The sequence below is a fragment of the Streptomyces sp. NPDC040410 genome, from assembly GCF_055595715.1.
In genome coordinates this window covers 282334-304262 of record NZ_JBVIVK010000010.1, presented here as the reverse complement: position 1 = coordinate 304262, position 21929 = coordinate 282334, and the positions used below count along the sequence as shown (strand labels likewise).

General features: G+C 71.6%; 18 protein-coding genes. 6 read left to right on the top strand and 12 right to left on the bottom strand.

Annotated elements, in window-relative coordinates:
• Positions 1-447: 447 nt before the first annotated feature.
• Positions 448-1455, bottom strand: coding sequence for a stage II sporulation protein M (locus ACZ562_RS21745; protein ID WP_471181527.1), 1008 nt, complete (start codon positions 1453-1455; stop codon positions 448-450).
• A 130-nt stretch (positions 1456-1585) separates the two neighbouring features.
• Here ACZ562_RS21745 and ACZ562_RS21740 point away from each other — a divergent pair, with 130 nt between their 5' ends.
• The gene (locus ACZ562_RS21740; protein ID WP_471181525.1) at positions 1586-2587 is read left to right on the top strand and encodes an RDD family protein; all 1002 of its coding nucleotides are present in this window, start codon (positions 1586-1588) and stop codon (positions 2585-2587) included.
• Positions 2588-2619: 32 nt separating this feature from the next.
• Here the strand turns inward: ACZ562_RS21740 and ACZ562_RS21735 are convergent, their stop codons facing one another.
• A complete protein-coding gene (locus tag ACZ562_RS21735; RefSeq protein ID WP_471181522.1) occupies positions 2620-3234 on the bottom strand; it encodes a hypothetical protein in 615 nt (204 codons plus the stop codon).
• 141 nt (positions 3235-3375) lie between these two features.
• Positions 3376-4833 carry an adenosylhomocysteinase gene (ahcY, locus tag ACZ562_RS21730; RefSeq protein WP_471181520.1) on the bottom strand — a complete coding sequence of 486 codons (1458 nt, stop codon included), beginning with the start codon at positions 4831-4833 and terminating at the stop codon, positions 3376-3378.
• A gap of 470 nt (positions 4834-5303) precedes the next feature.
• On the opposite strand from ahcY, the gene lepB reads away from it, so the two are divergent.
• Complete coding sequence (gene lepB, locus ACZ562_RS21725) at positions 5304-5975, top strand: signal peptidase I (protein ID WP_471181517.1); 672 nt, start codon at positions 5304-5306, stop codon at positions 5973-5975.
• Between the two features lie 78 nt (positions 5976-6053).
• On the opposite strand, the gene ACZ562_RS21720 is transcribed toward lepB, so the two are convergent.
• The 6 genes from ACZ562_RS21720 to ACZ562_RS21695 all read right to left on the bottom strand — a co-directional run bounded on the left by ACZ562_RS21720 (position 6054) and on the right by ACZ562_RS21695 (position 11997).
• Positions 6054-7034 carry a cation diffusion facilitator family transporter gene (locus ACZ562_RS21720; RefSeq protein WP_471181514.1) on the bottom strand — a complete coding sequence of 327 codons (981 nt, stop codon included), beginning with the start codon at positions 7032-7034 and terminating at the stop codon, positions 6054-6056.
• 117 nt (positions 7035-7151) lie between these two features.
• On the bottom strand, positions 7152-8303 hold the full coding sequence (gene manA, locus ACZ562_RS21715) for a mannose-6-phosphate isomerase, class I (protein WP_471181512.1): 1152 nt from the start codon (positions 8301-8303) through the stop codon (positions 7152-7154).
• 97 nt (positions 8304-8400) lie between these two features.
• On the bottom strand, positions 8401-9528 hold the full coding sequence (locus tag ACZ562_RS21710; protein ID WP_471181509.1) for an SIS domain-containing protein: 1128 nt from the start codon (positions 9526-9528) through the stop codon (positions 8401-8403).
• Between the two features lie 54 nt (positions 9529-9582).
• A complete protein-coding gene (locus ACZ562_RS21705; RefSeq protein WP_471181506.1) occupies positions 9583-9753 on the bottom strand; it encodes a Trm112 family protein in 171 nt (56 codons plus the stop codon).
• A 262-nt stretch (positions 9754-10015) separates the two neighbouring features.
• Positions 10016-11380, bottom strand: a complete 1365-nt coding sequence (locus tag ACZ562_RS21700) for a phosphomannomutase/phosphoglucomutase (RefSeq protein ID WP_471181504.1) — start codon at positions 11378-11380, stop codon at positions 10016-10018.
• Between the two features lie 194 nt (positions 11381-11574).
• Positions 11575-11997, bottom strand: a complete 423-nt coding sequence (locus ACZ562_RS21695; RefSeq protein ID WP_471181501.1) for a DUF3499 domain-containing protein — start codon at positions 11995-11997, stop codon at positions 11575-11577.
• Positions 11998-12293: 296 nt separating this feature from the next.
• Between ACZ562_RS21695 and ACZ562_RS21690 the strand changes: the two genes are divergently transcribed.
• Entirely contained in the window at positions 12294-12743 is a 450-nt protein-coding gene (locus ACZ562_RS21690; RefSeq protein WP_471181556.1) for a metallopeptidase family protein, read from the top strand.
• A gap of 28 nt (positions 12744-12771) precedes the next feature.
• On the opposite strand, the gene ACZ562_RS21685 is transcribed toward ACZ562_RS21690, so the two are convergent.
• The 3 genes from ACZ562_RS21685 to ACZ562_RS21675 all read right to left on the bottom strand — a co-directional run bounded on the left by ACZ562_RS21685 (position 12772) and on the right by ACZ562_RS21675 (position 18380).
• Positions 12772-14268, bottom strand: coding sequence for a DUF5719 family protein (locus ACZ562_RS21685; RefSeq protein WP_471181498.1), 1497 nt, complete (start codon positions 14266-14268; stop codon positions 12772-12774).
• Positions 14265-17927 carry a glycosyltransferase family 2 protein gene (locus ACZ562_RS21680; RefSeq protein ID WP_471181495.1) on the bottom strand — a complete coding sequence of 1221 codons (3663 nt, stop codon included), beginning with the start codon at positions 17925-17927 and terminating at the stop codon, positions 14265-14267. The genes ACZ562_RS21685 and ACZ562_RS21680 overlap by 4 nt, the downstream gene beginning before the upstream one ends.
• A 189-nt stretch (positions 17928-18116) precedes the next feature.
• Positions 18117-18380, bottom strand: coding sequence for a WhiB family transcriptional regulator (locus ACZ562_RS21675; RefSeq protein WP_003975777.1), 264 nt, complete (start codon positions 18378-18380; stop codon positions 18117-18119).
• Positions 18381-19068: 688 nt separating this feature from the next.
• Here ACZ562_RS21675 and ACZ562_RS21670 point away from each other — a divergent pair.
• The 3 genes from ACZ562_RS21670 to ACZ562_RS21660 are packed head-to-tail and all read left to right on the top strand — an operon-like array spanning position 19069 to position 21900.
• Positions 19069-19581 (top strand): cysteine dioxygenase, encoded by a 513-nt coding sequence (locus ACZ562_RS21670; RefSeq protein ID WP_471181492.1) that lies wholly within the window; start codon positions 19069-19071, stop codon positions 19579-19581.
• Between the two features lie 34 nt (positions 19582-19615).
• The gene (gene cofD, locus ACZ562_RS21665) at positions 19616-20575 is read left to right on the top strand and encodes a 2-phospho-L-lactate transferase (RefSeq protein ID WP_471181489.1); all 960 of its coding nucleotides are present in this window, start codon (positions 19616-19618) and stop codon (positions 20573-20575) included.
• A complete protein-coding gene (locus ACZ562_RS21660; protein ID WP_471181486.1) occupies positions 20572-21900 on the top strand; it encodes a coenzyme F420-0:L-glutamate ligase in 1329 nt (442 codons plus the stop codon). The genes cofD and ACZ562_RS21660 overlap by 4 nt, the downstream gene beginning before the upstream one ends.
• Positions 21901-21929: the final 29 nt, after the last annotated feature.

The following is a 21929-nucleotide window of genomic DNA, read 5'->3' as shown; positions in this document are numbered from 1 at the left end:
CAGACGGGGTATCAACATATCTGGCGTTGATTTTTGGCACGCTGTTGAGTTCTCAAGGAACGGACGCTTCCTTTGTACTCACCCGAGAGACTCTCTCAGGCTTTCCTCCGGGCGCTTCCCTTCGGTCTTGCGTTTCCGACTCTACCAGATCTTTCCGACCCGATTTCCTCGGCGCTTTCCAGGTTCCCGCTCTCGCGTTTCCCATTCCGGCGGTTCCGACTTTATCAGAAGTTCTGAGCCGGTTTGACCGGCCATCCGTTTCCGATTCATCAGAAAGGGGCTTCTTTTGAAATCAACGTTTCTAGAAGCAGACAGACACTCTCGGTCGCCGATCCGGACCACATCCAGTTCCAGGCAACTGTTCGAATCTACCTCCCCGGTCCCTCCGTGTCAACGGCTCTCCCGGGGCGAAGGAGACATTAGCAGCTCAGCCGCGCTGTCCGCACATCAGGCGGCCATCGGCACGGTGGCGCTGCGTTCGGCTGCTTCGACGTCGCCGGTGTCTCCGGCGCGGGCCGCACGGCCGCCCAGTACGTAGACGTATGCGAGGAAGGCCAGTTCAGCCACGATTCCGATGCCTATACGAGCCCACGTGGGCAGCCCCGAGGGCGTCACGAAGCCTTCGATGGCACCGGAGACGAACAGGACGAGTGCAAGGCCCATGGCCATGCCCACGGCGGCTCTGCCCTCCTCGGCGAGGGCCGAGCGTCGGGAGCGTGGGCCGGGGTCGATCAGGGTCCAGCCGAGACGCAGTCCTGTGCCGGCGGCGACGAAGACTGCGGTCAGTTCGAGCAGACCGTGCGGGAGGACGAGGCCGAGGAAGGTGTCGAGCCGGCCGGCCGAGGACATGAGACCGATGCCGACGCCGAGGTTGAGCATGTTCTGGAAGAGGATCCACAGAACGGGCAGTCCGAGGAACACGCCCAGCACTAGGCACAGTGCGGCGGCCTGGGCGTTGTTCGTCCAGACCTGGGCGGCGAAGGAGGCCGCGGGGTGGCTCGAGTAGTACGTCTCGTACTGGCCGCCCGGGCGGGTGAGCTCACGGAGTTCGCTGGGGGCCGCGATGGACCCCTGCACTTCAGGATGCGTGCCGATCCACCAGCCCAGGAGGGCGGCCACGACGGTGGACAGAAGGGCGGTGGGTACCCACCAGTGGCGCGACCTGTAGACCGCGGCGGGGAAGCCGTGCGTGAGGAAGCGCGTGACATCACGCCAGGAAGCGCGTCGGGTGCCCGTCACCGCGCTACGCGCGCGTGCCACCAGCTGGCTGAGACGACCGGTCAGCTGCGGATCGGGCGCGCGGGACTGGATCAGGGAGAGGTGGGTGGCAGTGCGTTGATAGAGGGCGACAAGCTCGTCCACCTCCGCACCGGTGAGATGGCGCTGGCGCCGGAGCAGCGCTTCGAGGCGGTCCCACTCGGCCCGATGGGCGGTGACGAAGACGTCGAGGTCCATCTGTCTGCCTGCTCCTCGGCTGTTCGTCGGCGGCTCGTCGTAGGTGTCAGCTTGTCGTACTGCGGCGCGATGCGCCCTCAGCTTGGCAGACTGGCCGTTCACAGGGCAGGTCAGGGGAAGGACGGCAGGCGTGAGTGAGCTGGTGACGGGCGAGGCGGTGGCGCTTGAGCTGCGCCCAGCGAAGCTGCCCAGTAGGACGCTGGCCGTGTTGATCGACCTGGCCGTGGCCTTGGCCTGCTACATCGCCGTGAGTATCGCTCTGGCGGTTTCCACGGCATCGCTGGACGATGCCGCGCAGATCGCGTTGTCCATCGCGGCGTTCCTGCTCGTACTGGTAGGCGGACCGATCGCGGTCGAGACGCTCAGCCACGGGCGTTCACTCGGGAAGTTGGCGTGCGGGCTGCGCGTGGTCCGTGACGACGGCGGACCGATCCGGTTCCGGCATGCGCTCGTGCGGGGGGCTATCGGTGTCATCGAGATCCTGATGACGTTCGGGGTTGTCGCCATCATCGCTTCCCTCGTGTCGGCGCGCGGGCGTCGGGTCGGCGACGTGTTCGCCGGGACTCTCGTCGTCCGGGAGCGCGTGCCCGTCGCGCGGACGGGGTTCGTACCGCCGCCTCCGCCCTGGTTGGCGGGGCGTTTCTCAGGCCTCGATCTGTCGGCTGTTCCCGACGGCCTGTGGCTGGCCGTCCGCCAGTACCTGACGCGGATGCAGCAGTTGGACCCACAGGTCGGCTGGGCCATGGCGGAGCGCCTCGCCGCCGACATCGCGACTCGTACGGGTACTCCGGCGCCACAGGGCGTTCCGCCGGCGGCCTACCTCGCGGCGGTGGTGCAGGAACGGCAGGCCAGGGAGGCTCGACGGGCCTTCACCGGCCACGGCGCAGCGGGCGGGGCGGTTGGTGCGCCGAGCCCGTACGGGCAAGTGGCTGGTGTGCCCGGAGCTTATGGGCCCCCGCAAGCGCCGGCAGTGCATCCCGTCTCCGCGGCTCCCCCGCCCCCCGCCCCCGTCGGGGGAGCAACGCAGCCCGGAGGACAGCCCGAGCCCCCGGCCCACGGATCCCCGCGCTCGACACCGCGGCAGGAGTCGTCGGACGAGCGCCCCGCCACCGGGTTCGCGCCTCCGGCGTAGCCCTGTCCAACAGGCGGCCAGCCGGCCGCCGCTCAGCCGAACACGGACGGCGGCGATTCGAGGTCCTCGAGCTCCATGCCCGGAGCGGCGAGCACCACGTCGCCGGCGATGTGCACGGAGTGCTGCTCGCCCGTGTCGAGGGCTGTGACCTGGTATTCGTCCACGGTCAGAAGGCCGTTGTCAGTGCCGTGTGTTTCTCTTTTCAGCAGGGCCCAGGACTGGTCCACGGTGCGCGGGGCGAGGACGGGGTCCGTGAAGGCGACAAGGCGCACGCGGGTTGCTGAGGCGGAAGGGGTGAGGCGCAGGAGACGGGTGACGGCGATGAGGAACGCGGGGGATGTGCCGGTGAAGCCATGGGCGCGGACGTTGCCTTCCGTGGCATGAGCCCCGGTGGGGTCGGTGCGGACCCAGGTGACGCCGTCGAGCGCGGCACCGCGCACCTGCCAGCTCGCGGCGTGCAGTTCGAGGCGGATGGGGCGGCCGAGTTCGTCGAGGGCGAGGTCGACCGAGCCGATGTGGTCGCCCGAGGGGGTGGTCCGTTGGGAGACGTAGCGCCAGCCGGAGGGGCCGGGGGCGCAGTGGAAGTGCTCTTCAGCGAAAGGGGTGTGATCGTGCGGATCGTGGAGCGAATAACGGCCGCGGGGCATGAGGGTCCTGGGTCTTGACGGGCTGGTCCGGCCAAAGGGGCAGGCCCCCGGCACGGGGGTGCGGGGGCCTGCCTCGGAGGACCTGCCGCTGTGGAGCGCGTCAGTGCACGGACGCGCTCACAGCGGGAGGGGTTCGCGGACTCAGTAGCGGTAGTGGTCCGGCTTGTACGGGCCATCGACCTCGACGCCGATGTACGCGGCCTGTTCCGGGCGCAGCGTGGTCAGCTTCACGCCGAGCGAGTCGAGGTGGAGGCGGGCGACCTTCTCGTCCAGGTGCTTGGGCAGCGTGTAGACGCCGATCGGGTACTCGGACTGCTTGGTGAACAGCTCGATCTGGGCCAGCGTCTGGTCCGCGAACGAGTTGGACATCACGAACGAGGGGTGGCCGGTGGCGTTGCCCAGGTTCAGCAGACGGCCCTCGGACAGCACGATGATCACCTTGCCGTCGGGGAACTTCCAGGTGTGGACCTGCGGCTTGACCTCGTCCTTCACAATGCCGGGGATCTTGGCGAGGCCGGCCATGTCGATCTCGTTGTCGAAGTGGCCGATGTTCCCCACGATCGCCTGGTGCTTCATCTTGGCCATGTCCGAGGCCATGATGATGTCCTTGTTGCCGGTCGTGGTGACGAAGATGTCGGCCTTGTCGATCACCTCGTCGAGCGTGGTGACCTGGTAGCCGTCCATCGCCGCCTGCAGTGCGCAGATCGGGTCGATCTCGGTGACGATCACGCGGGCGCCCTGTCCGCGCAGGGACTCCGCGCAGCCCTTGCCCACGTCGCCGTAACCGCACACGACCGCGGTCTTGCCGCCGATCAGGACGTCGGTGGCCCGGTTGATGCCGTCGACCAGGGAGTGGCGGCAGCCGTACTTGTTGTCGAACTTCGACTTCGTCACGGCGTCGTTCACGTTGATCGCCGGGAACAGGAGGTTGCCGTCGCGCTGCATCTCGTACAGCCGGTGCACACCGGTGGTGGTCTCCTCGGTCACGCCGCGGATCTCCGAGGCGAGCTGGGTCCACTTCTGCGAGCCGTCGGTGATGGTGCGGTGCAGGAGTTCGAGGATGACGCGGTGCTCGTCGGACTCGGCGGTGTCGACGGAGGGGACCTCGCCGTCCTTCTCGTACTCGACGCCCTTGTGGACGAGGAGGGTGGCGTCACCGCCGTCGTCCAGGATCATGTTCGGGCCACCGGTGGGGCTGTCCGGCCAGGTCAGCGCCTGCTCGGTGCACCACCAGTACTCCTCCAGGGTCTCGCCCTTCCAGGCGAAGACCGGCACGCCCTGCGGGTTGTCGGTCGTGCCGTTCGGGCCGACGGCGACGGCGGCGGCCGCGTGGTCCTGAGTGGAGAAGATATTGCAGGAGGCCCAGCGGACCTGCGCGCCCAGGGCGACCAGGGTCTCGATGAGCACGGCGGTCTGCACGGTCATGTGCAGCGAGCCGGTGACGCGCGCGCCGGCGAGGGGCTGGGCCTCGGCGTACTCCTTGCGGATGGCCATGAGGCCGGGCATCTCGTGCTCGGCGAGGGTGATCTCCTTGCGGCCGAACTCGGCCAGGGAGAGGTCGGCGACCTTGAAGTCCTGTCGGTTGTCGACAGTCGTCATTGCGAGCTGCTCCTCGGGGTTGGGGCGAGGTGGGTACGGCTGGTCTGCGCGGCGGCGGACACAGGGGTGCCCGAAGAGGACACAGGCATGCCCGCGTGTGCGCAGCGCAGTCCGTCGGAGGCCCTCTCTCCCTCGGTCGGTCCGTACTGGGACCGCCCGACCGCCATCAGCAGCGACGTCTGGCTCGGTTCCAAGCTACACCGCCGGGCCCGGCTGTCCCCAGCCCGACTGCGAACACAACAAGCCGTTCCCCGGCGGGGCCCGCGTCCGGAGCCGCGCAGTTGATGGACTCCGGATTCCGGGAGCGGCTGAAAAGCCACCGGGGACGTGGACGCGATCCTCCGCGTGCCGCGCGAGATCCGACGGTCGGCGGGCCACGGATCCGGCCCGAGTCCTGGCCCCGCACGGCGTTCACAGACAGCCGCTACCCTCGCGGCCCGGGGGAGCTTTCACGTGGGGAGGGAGTGTCGGTGGACGAGGCTCGAAGACTCGCGGTCGCGGCGTGGGTGACGGGGGCCCTGGGACTGGTGCTCGTGCTCGCGTCCCTCATGTGGCTGCGCACGGGCTACCTGCTGTCCACGGTGCCCAGCGAGAGCATGTCACCCACGTACGCCATCGGCGACCGGATCGTGGCCGAGCGCATCGGCGGTGAAGAGGTGAGGCGGGGCGACGTCGTGCTGTACTCGGCACCGGAGCGCTACCCGTGGGCCCCCGAGGTCATGCAGCGCGTCATAGGCGTTGGCGGCGACCACGTCGTGTGCTGCACCGGCCTGGGGACCTCGCGGGAGCGGATCACCGTCAACGGCAAGCCGCTCGACGAGCCGTATGTGAACGACGGGATCGCCGACGGCACGCGCCACCCCTACAGCGTGAAGGTGCCCGAAGGCCGGATGTTCGTACTCGGAGACCACCGCCTGAATTCGCGTGACTCCCGTTTCTTCCCGGACGACCACGGAGGGACGGTGTCCGTGGACGCTGTCCGGGGCCGGGTGACCGACGCCCGTGTGGCGCCGGTACTGCTTGCCGTGGGCACGCTGCTCGGGCTCGTGCTCGCGCTCGCCGGGCTCGTCTTCGGGATCGCGGCACGGACCGTGCGGCGACGGCCGGCGGCGCAGCTTTCGTTGTGGCCCGACCACCTGTGACGGCGTAGGCCAGGACGTGGGCGGGGACGGACGACGGGGTCCGCCGAAGGCTCGGCGGACCCCGCTGCGTACGGACGATCAGTGCCCGGCGCTGTGGGGGGCCGGTCCCCCGGGCGTCGCCTCGCGGTCTGGGCCCTTGGCCGCCTCGGTCTCGCTGTAGATGTCCGGCTCGAGGTAGATCACGCGGGCGATCGGGGCGGCCTCGCGGATGCGGGCCTCGGCGGCGTCGATGGCGGAGGCGACCTCGGCGGCCGTGCTCTCGTGCCGGACGGCGATCTTGGCGGCGACCAGGAGTTCCTCGGGGCCGAGGTGGAGCGTGCGCATGTGGATGATGCCGGTGACCTTGTCGCCGTCGACGACGGCGGCCTCGATCTTCTTGACGTCGTCGACGCCTGCGGCCTCGCCGAGCAGCAGGGACTTGGTCTCGGCGGCCAGGACGAGGGCGATCAGGACAAGCAGGACACCGATGCAGACTGTGCCGATGCCGTCCCAGACACCCTCGCCGGTGAGCAGGGCCAGGCCGACGCCGCCGAGGGCGAGGATCAGGCCGACGAGCGCGCCGAGGTCCTCCAGCAGGACGACCGGGAGCTCGGGCGCCTTGGCGCGGCGGACGAACTCCTTCCAGGAGAGGTCGCCGCGCAAGGGGTTGGATTCCCTGATGGCCGTGCGGAAGGAGAAGGACTCCGCGATGATCGCGAAGACCAGGACGCCCACCGGCCAGTACCAGTGCTCGATTTCGTGCGGGTGCTTGATCTTCTCGTAGCCCTCGTAGATGGCGAACATGCCGCCGACCGAGAAGAGGACGATCGAGACGAGGAAGGCGTAGATGTAGCGCTCGCGGCCGTAGCCGAAGGGGTGCTGCGGGGTGGCCTCACGCTCGGCCTTCTTGCCGCCGACCAGCAGCAGGGCCTGGTTGCCGGAGTCGGCGAGCGAGTGCACGCCCTCGGCGAGCATCGACGAGGAACCGCTGAACGCGAACGCCACGAACTTCGATGCCGCGATCGCGAGGTTGGCGGCGAGTGCCGCCACGATCGCCCTGGTACCGCCTGACGCGCTCATGTGTTCGCGTTGTCCCTTCCGTGCGTACGCCGTCCAGACCTTTGCCTGTCCTTTGCCGGTGGGCCATTGTTGCAGCCCGCTCCGACAACGGCGCGTCAGGTCACCACAACCCCGGCCTCACGCGCCCACCGTGGCCCGGAAGACCGTGCCGGATCCGGATACTTCGGCCTTTTCGCCTGCCGGTACGAAGACGGACCGGCCAGGGGTCAGCGTGTGCTCCCCCGCCTGTACCGAGCCCGCCGTACAGAGCAGGATCTGCGGGGCGGCGCGGGTGAGGTCGTGCGCGGCGCCGCCCTCCGGAAGGACGTAACGCGACAGCCGGAACTCGTCGGCCGGGGTCGCGTAGACCTCCTCGCCGTCGGGGGACGCCTCCGGGCGCAGGACGCCGGGGTCGCCGGCCTCGAAGCGGACGATGCGCAGGAGTTCGGGGACGTCGACGTGCTTGGGGGTCAGGCCGCAGCGCAGCACGTTGTCGGAGTTGGCCATGATCTCGACGCCGAGGCCGTCGAGGTAGGCGTGCGGGATGCCGGCGCCGAGGAACAGGGCCTCGCCGGGCTGGAGTCGGACGTAGTTGAGGAGCATGGCGGCGATGACGCCGGGGTCGCCGGGGTAGTGGTGGGCGATGTCGGCGTAGGGGGCGTAGTCGCCGCCGAGGCGGGTGCAGGCGGTCGCGGCCTCGGCGACCGTGTGGGCCATCTCCTGGGGGTCGGCGCTGAGGATCGCCGTCAGCACCTCACGCAGAGCCGCCTCCTCGGGGTGGGCGTGCAGGAGGTCGACGTACGGCTTGAGGGAGTCGACGCCGAGGCCTTCGAGCAGGTCCGCGGCCTGTACGGGATCACGGAAGCCGCACAGGCCGTCGAACTCGGTGAGCGCGCAGATGAGTTCGGGCTTGTGGCTGGCGTCCTTGTAGGTGCGGTGCGGGGCGTCCACGGGGATGGCGCGGCGCTCCTCGTCCTCGTAACCCCTCTTGGCCTGCTCCAGGTTGGGGTGCACCTGGAGGGAGAGCGGGGCGCCGGCGGCGAGGATCTTGAGGAGGAAGGGCAGACGGGGTCCGAACCTGGCGACGGACGCCGGGCCCAGTTCCTTCTCCGGGTCGGCGCCGATCACTTCGACGAGCGTTCCGCGGTCGGTTCGCGAGGGTGCGCCCGGGTGGGCCCCCATCCACATCTCCGCCTGTGGTTCGCCGGTCGGCTCGGCGCCGAGCAGCTTCGGGATGGCGGTGGTCGAACCCCAGGCGTAGGGGCGGACGGTGTTGTCGAGGCGGTCCATGGGGTTCTTTCTGCCGGTTCTCTGCGTACGACGGTCCGGGCGTCGGATACGACGGTCAGGCCGGTCGGATACGGCAGCCCAGGGGTCCTGAGCAAGATCAGGCGCCCGAAGCGAGCGCCAGGTAAACGGCGGCGAAATCCGTGATGGCGATCAGTTCCGCGAGAGTCTCGAGTTCGCCGCCGGCCTCCGGCTCCAGTTCGCTGATCGGCGTGTCGTGGCTCAGGGCCAGGTCACGGGCGGCGGGGGCGGCCGTGAGACCGCCGATCGGGCGGTCGCGCAGCAGCACCACACGCGCGTGCAGAGCGGGTTGCTCCTCTACCCGGTCGCGGAAGAAGTCGTCGGGATCGGCGCTGGCGGCGAGCGGGCCGGCAAGCAGGGCACTGTGAGCGGCGAGTGCCTCGGGCAGTTCGGCGACGAGGGCCGGGCGGCCGCCGAGCTCGGCGAGAGCGGCGGCGAAACGGCGGCCCGCGGGGCCGGCTGATACGCCCTCGGTCCAGATCACCGGGAGCGCGTCGGCGAGCTCGGCGGCCAGCGTCTTGGCGGGGTTGCTGTAGGTCGCGATGGCGGGACCGCAGCGTTCGGCGATCTGGTCCAGCCGGTCGGCGACCTTCTCCAAGGCGTCCGGCGGAGCGGTGAGCAGGCCGGTGCGGTCGAGCAGGGTCAGGAGCGGGGTGAGCAGGGCCCACAGGACGCCGGGGGCCGAGGCGGCGAGGGGTTCGTCCTGGTCGTACGGGGCCGTCGCCAGCGGTACGAAGAGGCCGTGGGCGCCTTCCACGGCCTCGGCGAGCGGGGTGCGGGCGGGCGCCACGGCGACGACCGTGCAGCCACGGCGGTAGGCCGCGTCGGCGAGCAGGGACAGACCCGGCTCTGTGCCGTCGGGGGTGGCGATCAGGAGCAGGTCCACCGAGCCGGTCCAGCCGGGGAGCTCCCAGCGCAGGGCGCCTGCGGCGGGGGCGACTCCGCTCGGGGCGAGGCGGGTCACGGGGCTGCCTGCGCCGGCGAGCGTGCCGAGGAGGTCGGCAGCGTGGGTGGCGGCGGCGCCGGGGCCCGCGATGAGGACCGCGCGGGGGCGGCCGTCGGGCTTGAGGTCGTGTACGCCTGCCTCGGCGGCGTGCCGGGCGGCGGTACGGACGCGGGCGCCGGCCTCGGCGGCGCCGCGCAGCAGTCCGCGGCGGTCGGCCTCCGAGAGTCCCTCGGGGGTGTCGAGCAGCGATTCGTCGAGCATGGGCGGCAGTCTCCGATCGCCGGATCGTCGGTTACGCGGTTCGCCGGGTGTGGGTCACGAGGGGCGGCGGGCCTCGTCGACGAGCAGGACGGGGATGCCGTCGCGGACGGGGTATGCCAGGCCGCAGTCCTGGCCGGTGCAGATCAGCTCGGTGTCCTGCTCCTTGAGGGGGGCGTGACAGGCCGGGCAGGCGAGGATCTCCAGGAGGCCGGCTTCGAGCGGCATGGGGGTTCCCTTCGGGCGGGGGTCTACGTGTGCGTGTGCGGATGTGCCTGGTCAGGGTACCGCCGCGGGGGGTTGGGCGCGGGGGTTGGGCTGGGCCGGCATTGGAGGGGTGACCGGACGCCGGTGCGAACGGTGGGTCACGCGACCCGGTGCGGACGGGTGGGTCACGCGACCCGGCGCTGCGGGGTGCCGCTTTCTGTGGGTCGGGTGCCGCCCCGGCGGCTCGACCGGCCGCGGCTGCTGCGGCACCCCGCAGGGGACGTCAGCCCTTGATGATCGCCAGGACCTCGTCCCGGGCCTTCGCCATCGTCGTCTCGTCCCTGGCCTCCGCGTTGAGCCGCAGCAGCGGTTCCGTGTTGGAGGGGCGGACGTTGAACCACCAGTCGGCGGCGGCGACCGTGAGGCCGTCCAGCTCGTCCAGTTCGATGCCCTCGCGGCCCTCGTACGCCGCCTTGATCGCCGCGAGGCGGCCGGCCTGGTCGTCGACCGTGGAGTTGATCTCGCCGGAGCCGACGTAGCGGTCGTACTGGGCGACGAGGGCCGACAGGGTGCCCTTCTGGCCGCCCAGTGCCGCAAGGACGTGCAGGGCGGCCAGCATGCCCGTGTCGGCGTTCCAGAAGTCCTTGAAGTAGTAGTGGGCGGAGTGTTCGCCGCCGAAGATCGCGCCGCTCCTCGCCATCTCGGCCTTGATGAAGGAGTGTCCCACGCGCGTGCGCACCGGCGTGCCGCCGTTCTCCTTGACGACCTCCGGCACGGACCACGACGTGATCAGGTTGTGGATGATCACGCCCTTGCCGCCGTGCTTGGCGAGCTCGCGCGAGGCGACCAGCGCCGTGACGGCGGACGGGGAGACCGGGTCGCCGTGCTCGTCGACCACGAAGCAGCGGTCGGCGTCGCCGTCGAAGGCGATGCCGAGGTCGGCGCCCTCCTCCCGGACCCGCTTCTGGAGGTCCACGATGTTCGCCGGGTCGAGGGGGTTGGCCTCGTGGTTCGGGAAGGTGCCGTCGAGTTCGAAGTACATCGGCACGAGGGTCAGCGGCAGGCCGGCGAAGACCGTGGGGACGGTGTGGCCGCCCATGCCGTTGCCCGCGTCGACGACGACCTTGAGGGGGCGGATGGAGGTCAGGTCGACGAGGGAGCGGAGGTGGGCCGCGTAATCCTCCAACGTGTCACGCTGCGTGATCGTGCCCGCCGTGTCCGCCGGTGCCGGGGCGCCCGCGTCCACCCAGGACTCGACCAGTTCACGGATCTCCGCGAGCCCGGTGTCCTGGCCGACCGGGGCCGCGCCCGCCCGGCACATCTTGATCCCGTTGTACTTGGCCGGGTTGTGCGACGCGGTGAACATGGCTCCGGGCAGGTCGAACGCGCCCGAGGCGTAGTACAGCTGATCGGTGGAACACAGGCCGATCTCGGTCACGTCGACGCCCTGGGCCGCCGCCCCGCGCGCGAAGGCGCGCGACAGCCCGGGGGACGAGGGACGCATGTCATGGCCGGTCACGATCGCGCTCGCGCCGGTCACTCGGGCGAAGGCCACCCCGAAGAGCTCGGCCAGCGACTCGTCCCACTGGTCCGGGACCACCCCGCGTACGTCGTACGCCTTCACGATCTGCGACAGATCAGCAGTCACGGCCAACCCTCCTGGAAGTCCTATCCGACACCCCAAAACTACCCGTCCGGGCTGACGATGTGCTGTGTGGCAACTGAGCCGTCACACACCGTTAGCCGACGTTCAGGAGGGAACACGAGAAGCTCAGGAGAGAACACGGACAAGAGAGAACACAAAAGGGGAACGTGGAAGCAGAACGCGGGAAACGAGCCGGATCAGTTGTCCGGCGAGCGCAGCACCCGCAGATGTCCGCGGCGCGCGACCTCCATCGGGTCCGCCGTCCGCCCACCGCCGCCGGCCCCGGCCGCTCGCTCCTGCGGGCGGGCCGCCTCGCGTACGGCGTTGGCGAGCGCCTCCAGGTCGTCACCGCTGGGCCGCGCCGGCGCCGAACTGTCGAGGAGCCGGACGACCTCCCAGCCGCGCGGCGCGGTGAGGCGCTCGGAGTGCTCGGCACACAGGTCGTAGCAGTGGGGTTCGGCGTAGGTGGCGAGCGGGCCGAGGACCGCGGTCGAGTCGGCGTAGACGTACGTCAGCGTCGCGACGGCGGGTCGGCCGCAAGCGGTGCGCGAACAGCGACGTACAGGGCTCACGACGTTGGACGGTACCGCACTCTTGAGCGGGCCGCGACGACTCTCCACGAGGTCACTCCACCGTGTCGTGTTGTGAGACGCCCCACACGCCCCTCTCGGCGCACTTCGCTGACCTGCACGGACATCCGCTTCCACAGGGGAGCGCGGTCCTGAACCCGGTCACGCCCTGGTGCAAACCATGTCAATTGCCTTGAGTTCGACGGACTCGGAGAGATACGGAATCGAGCCCAACCTTGGCTGGAATGGTCAACTTGCGACATGCCGTTCGAGGTGGCCGGACCTCGTCCGCGCCAGCGCGTGGGGGCCGGGCGTCCGGTCCCGGCGAGGACTACGCTTCACCAGTGATGGACAACCCCGTACCGCCCCGTGCCGCCGGCCGCGGGCCCCGCCGCCGTGATCGCCACGGGCGGGGCATGCGCGGCCCGATCGCACCGCCCCAGGTACCGCTCGCCGCGAGTCGCGCCGAGGCGTTCGCGGACCTGGTGCAGGACTCCGTGGAGCGTCTGGAGCGACGGTGGCCGCAGCTCGCCGACATCGACTTCCTGGTCCTCGAGGTGCCGCGGCTGGACGGCCTGGGGCACGCCTGGAGCGATGAGGGCGTTCCGCTGGGCGGCACGATCGCCGCGCTTGAGGGGCGTCCCGCGCGGGTGGTCGTATACCGGCGGCCGGTCGAGATCCGCACGAAGGGGCGGGACGAGCGCGCGGCTCTGGTGCACGAGGTCGTCGTCGAGCAGGTGGCCGAGCTGCTGGGGCTGACCCCGGAGACGGTTGATCCCCGGTACGGGGAGGACTGAGGCGTCCCTCCCCCTCGCATCGAGCCCGCTACTTCTGCAGCACCGACAGATCCTGGTCGGCCTCCGGCACCGCCACCATCCCCCGGTCGTCCGGCAGGGTCTGGACCGTGAAGCCGGATATGCCGCCCACGGTCACCGCCAGCGTCCGGGCCGCGTGGACCGGGCCGCCCGACAGCGGCTCGACGGTCAGCGCGTAGGTGCCCTTCAGGCCGCTCGGAACCGGGGCCTGCACGTCCTGGGTCGTGCCCGCCTTGATCGTGTACGTCTTCGAGACCGCCGTACCGCCGTCGCTGCCCGCCGACGCGGTGACCTTGACCTTCGCGGTGCGGGTGGGGGCCGTCAGGGACAGGGTGGTGCCCTTGGCGCTGTTGGCGGCGGCGGTCGCGCGCTTGCCGACCGGGTTCGTGGCCGGAATGAACGCCGTCTCCTGCTTGTCGCCGTTGCCCCGCAGGATCCGCAGGGCGGCGACCACCGGTACGGACCGGTCCGTCGGTGTCAGGACCAGGGAGCCCGCCTCGCCGCGCGTGACGTCGCCCAGGTCGACGGCGGTCGTCATGCCCGCCTTCACGTGCAGCGTCTCGCTGCCGGCGGGGGTGATCGGGCCGGACGGCGAGGCCAGCCGCACCTGCAGGTCGGCGTCGGCGTCACCGGGCGTGAACGCGACCAGTCGGACGGCCGTGGCGTCCTTCGGGATGCCGGGCAGGACGAGGGTGCCCGCCGGCTCCGTGGACGCGGTCAGCCAGTCGCCGCCGAGCCTTTCGTCCAGTGCCTGGACGGCGGCGCCGACGCGTCCGCTGCGCACGTTCACGTGCAGGGTGAGGTTGGTCTGCTTCTCGCCGGTGAGGGTCGACAGGAGGACCGGCTCGCTGGAGTGCGGCTGGACCGTGATGCCCTCCCCCACCTCGGACTTGACGGCGCCGTCCTTGCCGTAGAGCTCGAGGTCGACCACGGCGGCGGAGTCGTCCGGGTTGGTCAGGTACACGTAGTCGGTGCGGTCCGCGTCGGTGCTGGCACCCGGGAACCAGAACTCAGTGTCCGCGGCGGTGCAGTTGACGCCATGCAGTCCCCGCCCGGTGCCCGCCGCGACCTCAGTGGTCTCCTGGACGGTCCAGCCGGGGGCGGACTTCCCCTCGGCGGTGCCGAGGAGGGCGGGCGAGTCACTGCCGGAGGCGTCCCCGGTGACGGGCTTGCCGGGCTTCTCCGGCTCGAGGACGGGCTTCTCGGCCCTCTTCCCGGTCTTCTTCCCGTCCGTACCGTCTGCCGACTCCTGTGCCGCTGCCAGGAGTTCGGCCTTGCCGCCGCTCTCCGTGCCCTCGGTGACGGGCGTGAAGGACGTGTACGACGTCTCGGCGAGGTCGGAGGTGCTGGGCGCCGGGCACAGCAGACTCGTGCGCTCCACGGGCAGTTCGGCGGCAGCCTCGGCGGTGTCCGGGCCGGAGGCGTCCGGTGTCGTGAGCGAGGCGAAGCCGGTGACGGCGGCGAGTGCGGTCACGCCGGCGATCAGGGACAGGGTGGTGCGGTTCACTGCTGACTCCCGTCGGGGCGCTCGCTGCCCGTGCCGTTCGGGTGCTGCGGCTGCGCCGGGTCGTACGTCGCGTCGTAGCCGTCGTATCCCTCGTAACCCGTGTAACCCTGCTGGTACGTCTGCTCGTACGGCGCGGTCTGCGACGGGCCGCCGTACGCGTACGGGTCGTAGCCGCCCTGGTAGGGGTCCGCCGGGTACGACTGCTGGTCGTACGCGCCCGCCGGGTACTGCTGGGCGCCCTGGTACGGCTCGCCGCCGTAGGTGCCGTGGTCGGCGCCGGCGTAACCCGGTGTGTCCCACTCGCCGTACGACTGCTGCTGCGGAACCGCCACCGGCGTCTCCTCCTGCCGAGGTGACGGGAACTCCTCCCGGGCGGCTTCCTCGGCCTCGGCCTGGGCGCGCAGGCGGCGGGCCCGGCGGCCCTCCCCGGCGACGGCCTCGGCGGGCACGGCCGGTTCCTCGGGGAGGTCGTCGTCGACGTCACGGCGCCGGCCGGGCAGGGCGAGCACGACGAGGACGACCGCCAGGGCGCCCTGGGCCCACAGCCAGGCGGTGTGGCCGGCCGGTGCGTCGTAGGTGACGTCGAGCTTCCCGCCCGTGGTGGGGAGCTGGAAGCCCTGGGCCCAGCCGTCGACCGTGGTGGGGGTGAGCGGCTTGCCGTCCACGGTGGCGGTCCAGCCCGCGTCGGCGGTGTCGGCGAGGCGCAGGACGCGGCCCGCGGTGCCGGCCGGGATCGTGGTGTGAACCTCGACGGGACCTGCGGCGACAGGCTGCGGGGCGGCGGAGCCGGACGTGGTGACGACGGCCGCGCGGGACACCTCCTGGTCGACGCGCCACAGCCCGCTGCCGTCCTGCTGACTGAGCCTGCTCAGGCCGGGCGTGGCGTCCAGCACGCGGGTGACCTCGCGGGGCGCGCCCTTGTGGACGAGGACGTAGCGCACCGCGAATCCGCCGAGCTGGTCGGCCTGGTCGGCGCCCGAGCCGGCGACGAGGTTGGCGACGACCTTGTCGAGCCTGCCGTTCTCGCCGCCGTCCGCCGCGAGTTCGGCGTCGCCGAGGCGGGCGCCCGAACCGCGCACCAGCATGTAGCCGACATGGGCGGCGGAGTCGCTGTCCAGGACGAGGGTGCGGGCCTGGTCGCGGGTGTTGCTCTCCTCGGCGACGAACGCGGGCACCTGTACGGGGTTGCGCCGCTCCAGCGGTCCGTCGGCCCCGCCGATCATCCAGCCGGCGGCGACGAGCAGCGGGCCCGCGGCCGAGGCGAAGGCGATCAGCGCGGCCACCGGCTGGCGCCAGCCGAAGCTCTGCTCGGCCACACGCGCGCGTGCCCCGTCGGCGCCGAGGACGGCGGAGGCCAGGAGGGCGAGGCCGTAGACGAGGGTGGCGGGGCCGGCCCAGGTCGAGCTGTTGGACAGGACCGCGAAGACGAGGCCGACCAGCGCCACCGCCCACGCCGTCCAGATGCCGGACTGCCGCTCGGTGCGCAGCAGCGCCGCGAGTGCGGCCAGCACCACGCCGATGAGCATCAGCCCGCTGACCGTGCCGGGGCCGCCCGGGCTGGCGCCGAGCAGGTCCAGAGCGGAGGCGGACGAGGAGCCGTACTCCAGGCCGGCTTGCCCGAAGAAGCCGGACGGGAGCAGCGACAGCGACCAGGGGGCGAGGACCAGCAGGGGCGTGCCGAGCTGGGCCAGGAAGCGCAGGCCGTAGGCGACGATCTCGCCGCGGCGCACGGCCAGCACGCCGATGCCGAGAACCAGCGCGATCGGCCACACGATCGGGGTGAACGCGGTGGTGATCGTCAGCAGCAGGGCGTATGCCCAGGTGGCGCGCCAACTGCCGCGCACGTCGGAGGCGTTCGCCAGGCCGCCGGCCGCGACGCCCGCGCGGGCGAGGAGCGGCAGCAGGACGGCGAGTACGGCGGTGCCGATGCGGCCGCCGGCGAGGGCGCCGGTGGCGGCGGGCAGGAAGGCGTAGACGACGGCCGCCCACGCGCGCAGGAGGCGGGACTCGACGAGCGGGCGGGAGGCGAAGTACGCGGTGAAGCCGGCCAGCGGCACCGAGCAGACCAGCAGCACCGTGACCGCGAGCCCGGTCGAGCCGAACAGCGCGGAGGCGAGCATCGCCACGATCGCGAGGTACGGGGGTGCGGCCGGGGTCCCGCCCGCGCCCACCGTGTGCCAGGCGTCGAGGTAGCGCGACCACAGCTCACCGGAGCCGGCCGGGGCGGGCAGCAGGGCGCCGCCCGCGAGCGCGCCGCCGCCGAGGAGGTTGCGGCAGGCGACCAGGGAGACGAGCAGCAGCACCAGGAAGAGCAACGGCCCGGGCTTGCGCGCGATCCGCTTGAGGCGGGCGAACTGCTCGATCTCCAGGAAGTCCGCGTCGTCGCCGCCGGGGCCGGACTCGATCGCTCCGCCGTGCCGTCCGGCCGCGGAGGCCTCGGGGTCGGAGCCGCCGAAGAGGTTGCCCGCGACCTGTTCGACCGTGGCGCGGACGGTCGCCCCGGGCGGCGGGAACAGCGGGCGCAACTCGTCCTTGCCGACGGCCGGGCGTCCGCGCCTGCGCCGCCCGGCGATGATCCGCTCGGGCCGCAGCAGGGTGCCCATGAGGCCGCGGATCTCGTCGACCGCCTGTCCGGGGACCTTGCCGACGAGGTAGGCGACGGTCCGCAGGAGGGTGCCGAGCACGAGGCGCAGCAGGACCCAGGGCAGCGCGGCCGTGCGCGCGTTGACGAGCAGGGTGTAGACGGCACCGGCCTTGTCGACCTTGTGCGGGGAGGCGGCGGTGCGGCCCACGCAGTCGACGGCGCGACGCTCGCGGGATGCCGCCTCCGCGTGCCGCACGACGGCGTCCGGGGCGACGAGGACGCGGTGGCCGGCGGCCTGGGCGCGCCAGCACAGGTCGACGTCGTCGCGCATGAGGGGCAGGCGCCGGTCGAATCCGCCGAGCTGTTCGAAGACGTCGCGGCGGATCAGCATGCCGGCCGTGGACACGGACAGCACGGGCCGGACGTGGTCGTGCTGGCCTTGGTCCTGTTCGCGGCGGTCGAGGCCGGTCCAGCGGCGGCCGGAGTTGGCGATGGTGACGCCGACCTCGAGGAGCTGCCGCTTGTCGTACCAGCCGCGGAGCTTGGGTCCGACGACTGCCACGTCGTCACGGCCGAGTTCCAGTTCGTTCTCGACGACCCGCAGCAGCTGGGCCAGGGCGTCGGGCTCGGGGGCGCAGTCGTCGTGCAGCAGCCACAGCCACTGCACCGGCTGTCCGTGAGGGAGCTCGGGCATGTCGTAGGCGTCGTCGCGCCACGTGCGCGTGACGGGGTCCCAGCCGCTCGGCCGCTTCAGGTACGGCAGTTCGTCGGGGGTGAGGACGGGCGCGGTGCGGCCCGCCTCCTCGACGGCCTGGCCGAAACCGGTGCGCCGGGCGAGGTGCAGCACCCGGTCGGGGCCGAGGGCGTCGGTGAGCAGCTGGGCGGAGGCGTCCGCGCTGCCGGTGTCGGCCGCCATGGCGTACTGGACGGGGCGCTCCTGGCCGAGCAGCCCGGCGAGCGCGTCGGGCAGCCAGCGGGCGCCGTCGTGGGCGACGAGGACCGCGGTCACCACATGACGCGGAAACTCAGGAGTGGCAGCGTCGTGTCGGGCTGCCGTGTGGCTGTGCACGGACATCGAGGTACGGGCCCCGGTTCGGTGGACTGAGGTGGACGCCTGTGCCCCGAGGGGGCAGCGGGGCGTCTCGGACGAGCGCCCACACTAGCGGCTGGGCACGGCGGCGGCCCGCCGCCTGTGGATAACCCACCTGCGACGGGCCGTTCGTGAGGTTTGTACGGGCGGCTGTGCCCCGGGAGCCGGCGACGGTCAGACGGCGGCCTTCTTCAGCCGGCGGCGCTCCCGCTCGGACAGGCCGCCCCAGATGCCGAAGCGCTCGTCGTTGGCGAGGGCGTACTCGAGGCACTCGGAGCGGACCTCGCAGGCGAGGCAGACCTTCTTGGCCTCGCGGGTGGAGCCGCCCTTCTCGGGGAAGAAGGACTCGGGGTCGGTCTGGGCGCACAGCGCGCGCTCCTGCCAGCCGAGTTCCTCGTCCGCGTCGTCGACCAGCAGTTGCTGCACCAGCTCGGTCATGTGCGCCCCTCGTCTGTCTTTCGCGTCCCCGTGCTAGCCGTTACCGATTCCGGCTGAACGACACGAGTGAAATTACAAGTGTGCTGCTCCGGGCGAGTCAAGCCGAGATCTGCTATTGGGCCCCTTATTCACTCTGCGGAACCAAGGCCTAGCGGAAAGTGTTCAAATCGGCCTAAACCTTGACAGCAGGCGTGACAGCAGGCGAGGCCCGGAAGGGCCGCCGCCCCCGCACAGAGCCATTCCGTGCCTTGTACGGAGAAGGACGCCCAGGATTTCGATCCCGTTCCGACACGCGCGCCGAAGCGAACCGGATCACAGTCGGATCACAGGATCGCATCGAGGCTTGTGCGCCATGTGTCCCGGGTGCCACATGAACAAACCTTTCATCTGCGAGATGAACCGGATGAGGTGAAACATGTCCCACATACCGGGCGTCGAGTTGACAGTGAAGGTGTGAACCGGTGTCCTTGTGGGCATGCTCGCGAACTTGGCACTCACCTCGACCCGCTCCGCCGGGTCCCACGGTGCTGCCCGCGCTCGCCGTAGCTGTTGCTGTTGCTGTTCCAGCTGTTGAGCCGTACCGCGCTCCGGCCTTCCTCCGCCCGCCGAGGCGACTCCTCCCGCCCGTGACCGGGCGGAACGACCCGCGACACCCCAGCACTCTCCCGCCGAGGAACCACCGCATCCCATGAACAGCGACAGCGACCTCCAGATCGCCGGCGACATCCTCGAAGTCCCGCACCTCCTCCAGACGCCGCGCGAGCACCCGGCCACCGTGGCCGACTTCGTGGGCCTGGCCCGCTCCATCGCCGCGGACCGCTCCCAGTGGGAGCACCTCGTCCGGTACGACGCGGCCACCCGCTGGTACCACCGGCTGCGCACCGGGCCCGGCTACGAGGTGTGGCTGCTGTCCTGGGTGCCCGGCCAGGGCAGCGGGCCGCACGACCACGGCCTCTCCTCGGGCGTGCTGACGGTCCTCGACGGCACGCTGACCGAGCGCACGGAGCGGGGCACCCGCTCGTTGGAGGCGGGTGCGCAGCGGGTGTTCGCGCCGGGGTACGTCCACGAGGTGGTCAACGACGCGCTGGAGCCGGCGGTCAGCCTGCACGTCTACTACCCCGGTCTTACGGAGATGCCCATGCACACGACCTGCACGGCCGCTCCCGCGACGTACGACGAGGTGGACGTCGTAACCGCGTGACGCGTTGTCGTACCCGCCTGCAAGACTTGCTCCCATGCGCATTGTGGTTCTGGCAGGCGGCATCGGTGGCGCCCGGTTCCTGCGCGGTCTGAAGCGGGCCGTGCCGGACGCCGACGTCACGGTCATCGGCAACACCGGGGACGACATCCACCTCTTCGGGCTGAAGGTCTGCCCTGACCTCGACACGGTGATGTACACGCTCGGCGGCGGCATCGACGAGGAGCAGGGCTGGGGGCGTGCCGACGAGACCTTCCACGTCAAGGAGGAGCTCGCGGCGTACGGCGTCGGACCCGAGTGGTTCGGACTCGGTGACCGGGACTTCGCCACGCACATCGTGCGGACGCAGATGATCGGCGCCGGGTATCCGCTGAGCTCGGTGACGGAGGCGCTGTGCGACCGGTGGAGGCCGGGAGTCCGGCTGATCCCCATGACGGACGACCGCGTCGAGACGCATGTGGCGGTCGAGGTCGACGGTGAGCGCAAGGCCGTCCACTTCCAGGAGTACTGGGTGCGGCTGCGGGCCTCCGTGCCGGCCGAGGCGGTCGTGCCGGTCGGCGCCGAGCAGGCCAAGCCGGCGCCCGGCGTTCTGGAGGCGATCGCCGCGGCGGACGTCATCCTGTTCCCGCCGTCCAACCCCGTCGTCTCCGTCGGCACGATCCTTGCCGTGCCCGGCATCCGCGAGGCGATCGCCGACGCCGGAGTGCCGGTGGTGGGGCTGTCCCCCATCGTCGGGGACGCGCCCGTGCGCGGGATGGCCGACAAGGTGCTCGCGGCGGTCGGCGTGGAGTCGACGGCCGCGGCGGTGGCCGAGCACTACGGCTCCGGGCTGCTCGACGGCTGGCTCGTGGACACCGTGGACGCGGATGTGGTGGAGCGGGTCGAGGCGGCCGGGATCCGCTGCCGGGCCGTGCCGCTGATGATGACCGACGTCGACGCGGCCGCGCAGATGGCGCGTGAGGCGCTGGGGCTGGCGGAGGAGGTGCGGGTGTCGTGAGCGAGGCCCCGGGCGGCCACGAGTCGTCTGCCGCCGGCTACAGGGTCTGGGCCGTGCCCGGCCTCCCCGAGGTCGCGACGGGTGACGACCTCGCCAAGCTGATCGCCGCCGCCGAGCCCGGCCTTGCCGACGGCGACGTGCTGCTCGTCACCTCGAAGATCGTGTCCAAGGCCGAGGGGCGCGTCGTCGAGGCGGCCGGCCGGGAGGCAGCGATCGACGCCGAGACCGTGCGGGTGGTGGCGCGGCGCGGCGCGCTGCGGATCGTCGAGAACCGGCAGGGGCTCGTCATGGCCGCCGCCGGGGTCGACGCCTCCAACACCCCTTCGGGGACGGTGCTGTTGCTGCCCGAGGACCCCGACGCGTCCGCGCGGGCGATCCGGGACGGGCTGCGGGGCGCGCTCGGCGTCGATGTCGGGGTCGTCGTCACCGACACCTTCGGGCGCCCCTGGCGCGCGGGACTCACGGACGTCGCGATCGGCGCCGCCGGTGTGCGCGTGCTCGACGATCTGCGCGGGGGCACGGACGCGTACGGCAATCCGCTCAGCGCCACCGTCGTCGCCACGGCGGACGAGCTGGCCGCCGCGGGTGATCTCGTCAAGGGCAAGGCCGCCGGGCTGCCCGTCGCGGTCCTGCGCGGGCTGCCGCACGTGGTCGCCGACGACCGGGGGGAGGGGGCGCGGGCCATGGTGCGCTGCGCGCGCGACGACATGTTCCGGCTGGGCACCTCCGAAGCGGTACGGCAGGCGGTGACCCAGCGGCGTACCGTACGGGCCTTCACCGATGAGCCCGTCGACCCTGGCGCCGTACGGCGGGCGGTCGCCGCGGCCGTGACGGCGCCCGCGCCGCACCACACGACGCCGTGGCGGTTCGTGCTGCTGGAGTCCGAGGAGTCGCGGACGCGGCTGCTCGACGCGATGCGGGACGCCTGGATCGCCGACCTGCGGCGGGACAGGAAGAGCGAGGAGTCGATCGCCAAGCGGGTACGGCGGGGCGAGGTGCTGCGCGACGCGCCGTATCTCGTCGTGCCCTGTCTCACCATGGACGGGTCACACACCTACGGGGACGAGCGGCGGGACGGGGCCGAGCGGGAGATGTTCGTGGTCGCCGTCGGGGCCGGAGTGCAGAACTTCCTGGTCGCACTGGCCGGGGAACGCCTGGGATCCGCGTGGGTGTCGTCGACGATGTTCTGCCGGGAGGTCGTCCGTGAGGTACTGGGGCTGCCGGACGACTGGGATCCGATGGGGGCGGTGGCGGTCGGGCATCCGGCCGAGGAACCGCGGCCCCGGCCCGAACGGGACGCGGGGGCTTTCGTCGAGGTGCGGTGACGCACGCGCGCGTGCGCCTACTCTCGTAG

What these genes read in the sequence shown, in the direction of transcription:
- ACZ562_RS21745 (WP_471181527.1), bottom strand. Translation starts at nt 1,455, where the DNA reads ATGGACCTCGACGTCTTCGTCACCGCCCATCGGGCCGAGTGGGACCGC.
- ACZ562_RS21735 (WP_471181522.1), bottom strand. Translation starts at nt 3,234, where the DNA reads ATGCCCCGCGGCCGTTATTCGCTCCACGATCCGCACGATCACACCCCT.
- ahcY (WP_471181520.1), bottom strand. Translation starts at nt 4,833, where the DNA reads ATGACGACTGTCGACAACCGACAGGACTTCAAGGTCGCCGACCTCTCC.
- ACZ562_RS21720 (WP_471181514.1), bottom strand. Translation starts at nt 7,034, where the DNA reads ATGAGCGCGTCAGGCGGTACCAGGGCGATCGTGGCGGCACTCGCCGCC.
- manA (WP_471181512.1), bottom strand. Translation starts at nt 8,303, where the DNA reads ATGGACCGCCTCGACAACACCGTCCGCCCCTACGCCTGGGGTTCGACC.
- ACZ562_RS21710 (WP_471181509.1), bottom strand. Translation starts at nt 9,528, where the DNA reads ATGCTCGACGAATCGCTGCTCGACACCCCCGAGGGACTCTCGGAGGCC.
- ACZ562_RS21705 (WP_471181506.1), bottom strand. Translation starts at nt 9,753, where the DNA reads ATGCCGCTCGAAGCCGGCCTCCTGGAGATCCTCGCCTGCCCGGCCTGT.
- ACZ562_RS21690 (WP_471181556.1), top strand. Translation starts at nt 12,294, where the DNA reads ATGGACAACCCCGTACCGCCCCGTGCCGCCGGCCGCGGGCCCCGCCGC.
- ACZ562_RS21680 (WP_471181495.1), bottom strand. Translation starts at nt 17,927, where the DNA reads ATGTCCGTGCACAGCCACACGGCAGCCCGACACGACGCTGCCACTCCT.
- ACZ562_RS21675 (WP_003975777.1), bottom strand. Translation starts at nt 18,380, where the DNA reads ATGACCGAGCTGGTGCAGCAACTGCTGGTCGACGACGCGGACGAGGAA.
- ACZ562_RS21670 (WP_471181492.1), top strand. Translation starts at nt 19,069, where the DNA reads ATGAACAGCGACAGCGACCTCCAGATCGCCGGCGACATCCTCGAAGTC.
- cofD (WP_471181489.1), top strand. Translation starts at nt 19,616, where the DNA reads ATGCGCATTGTGGTTCTGGCAGGCGGCATCGGTGGCGCCCGGTTCCTG.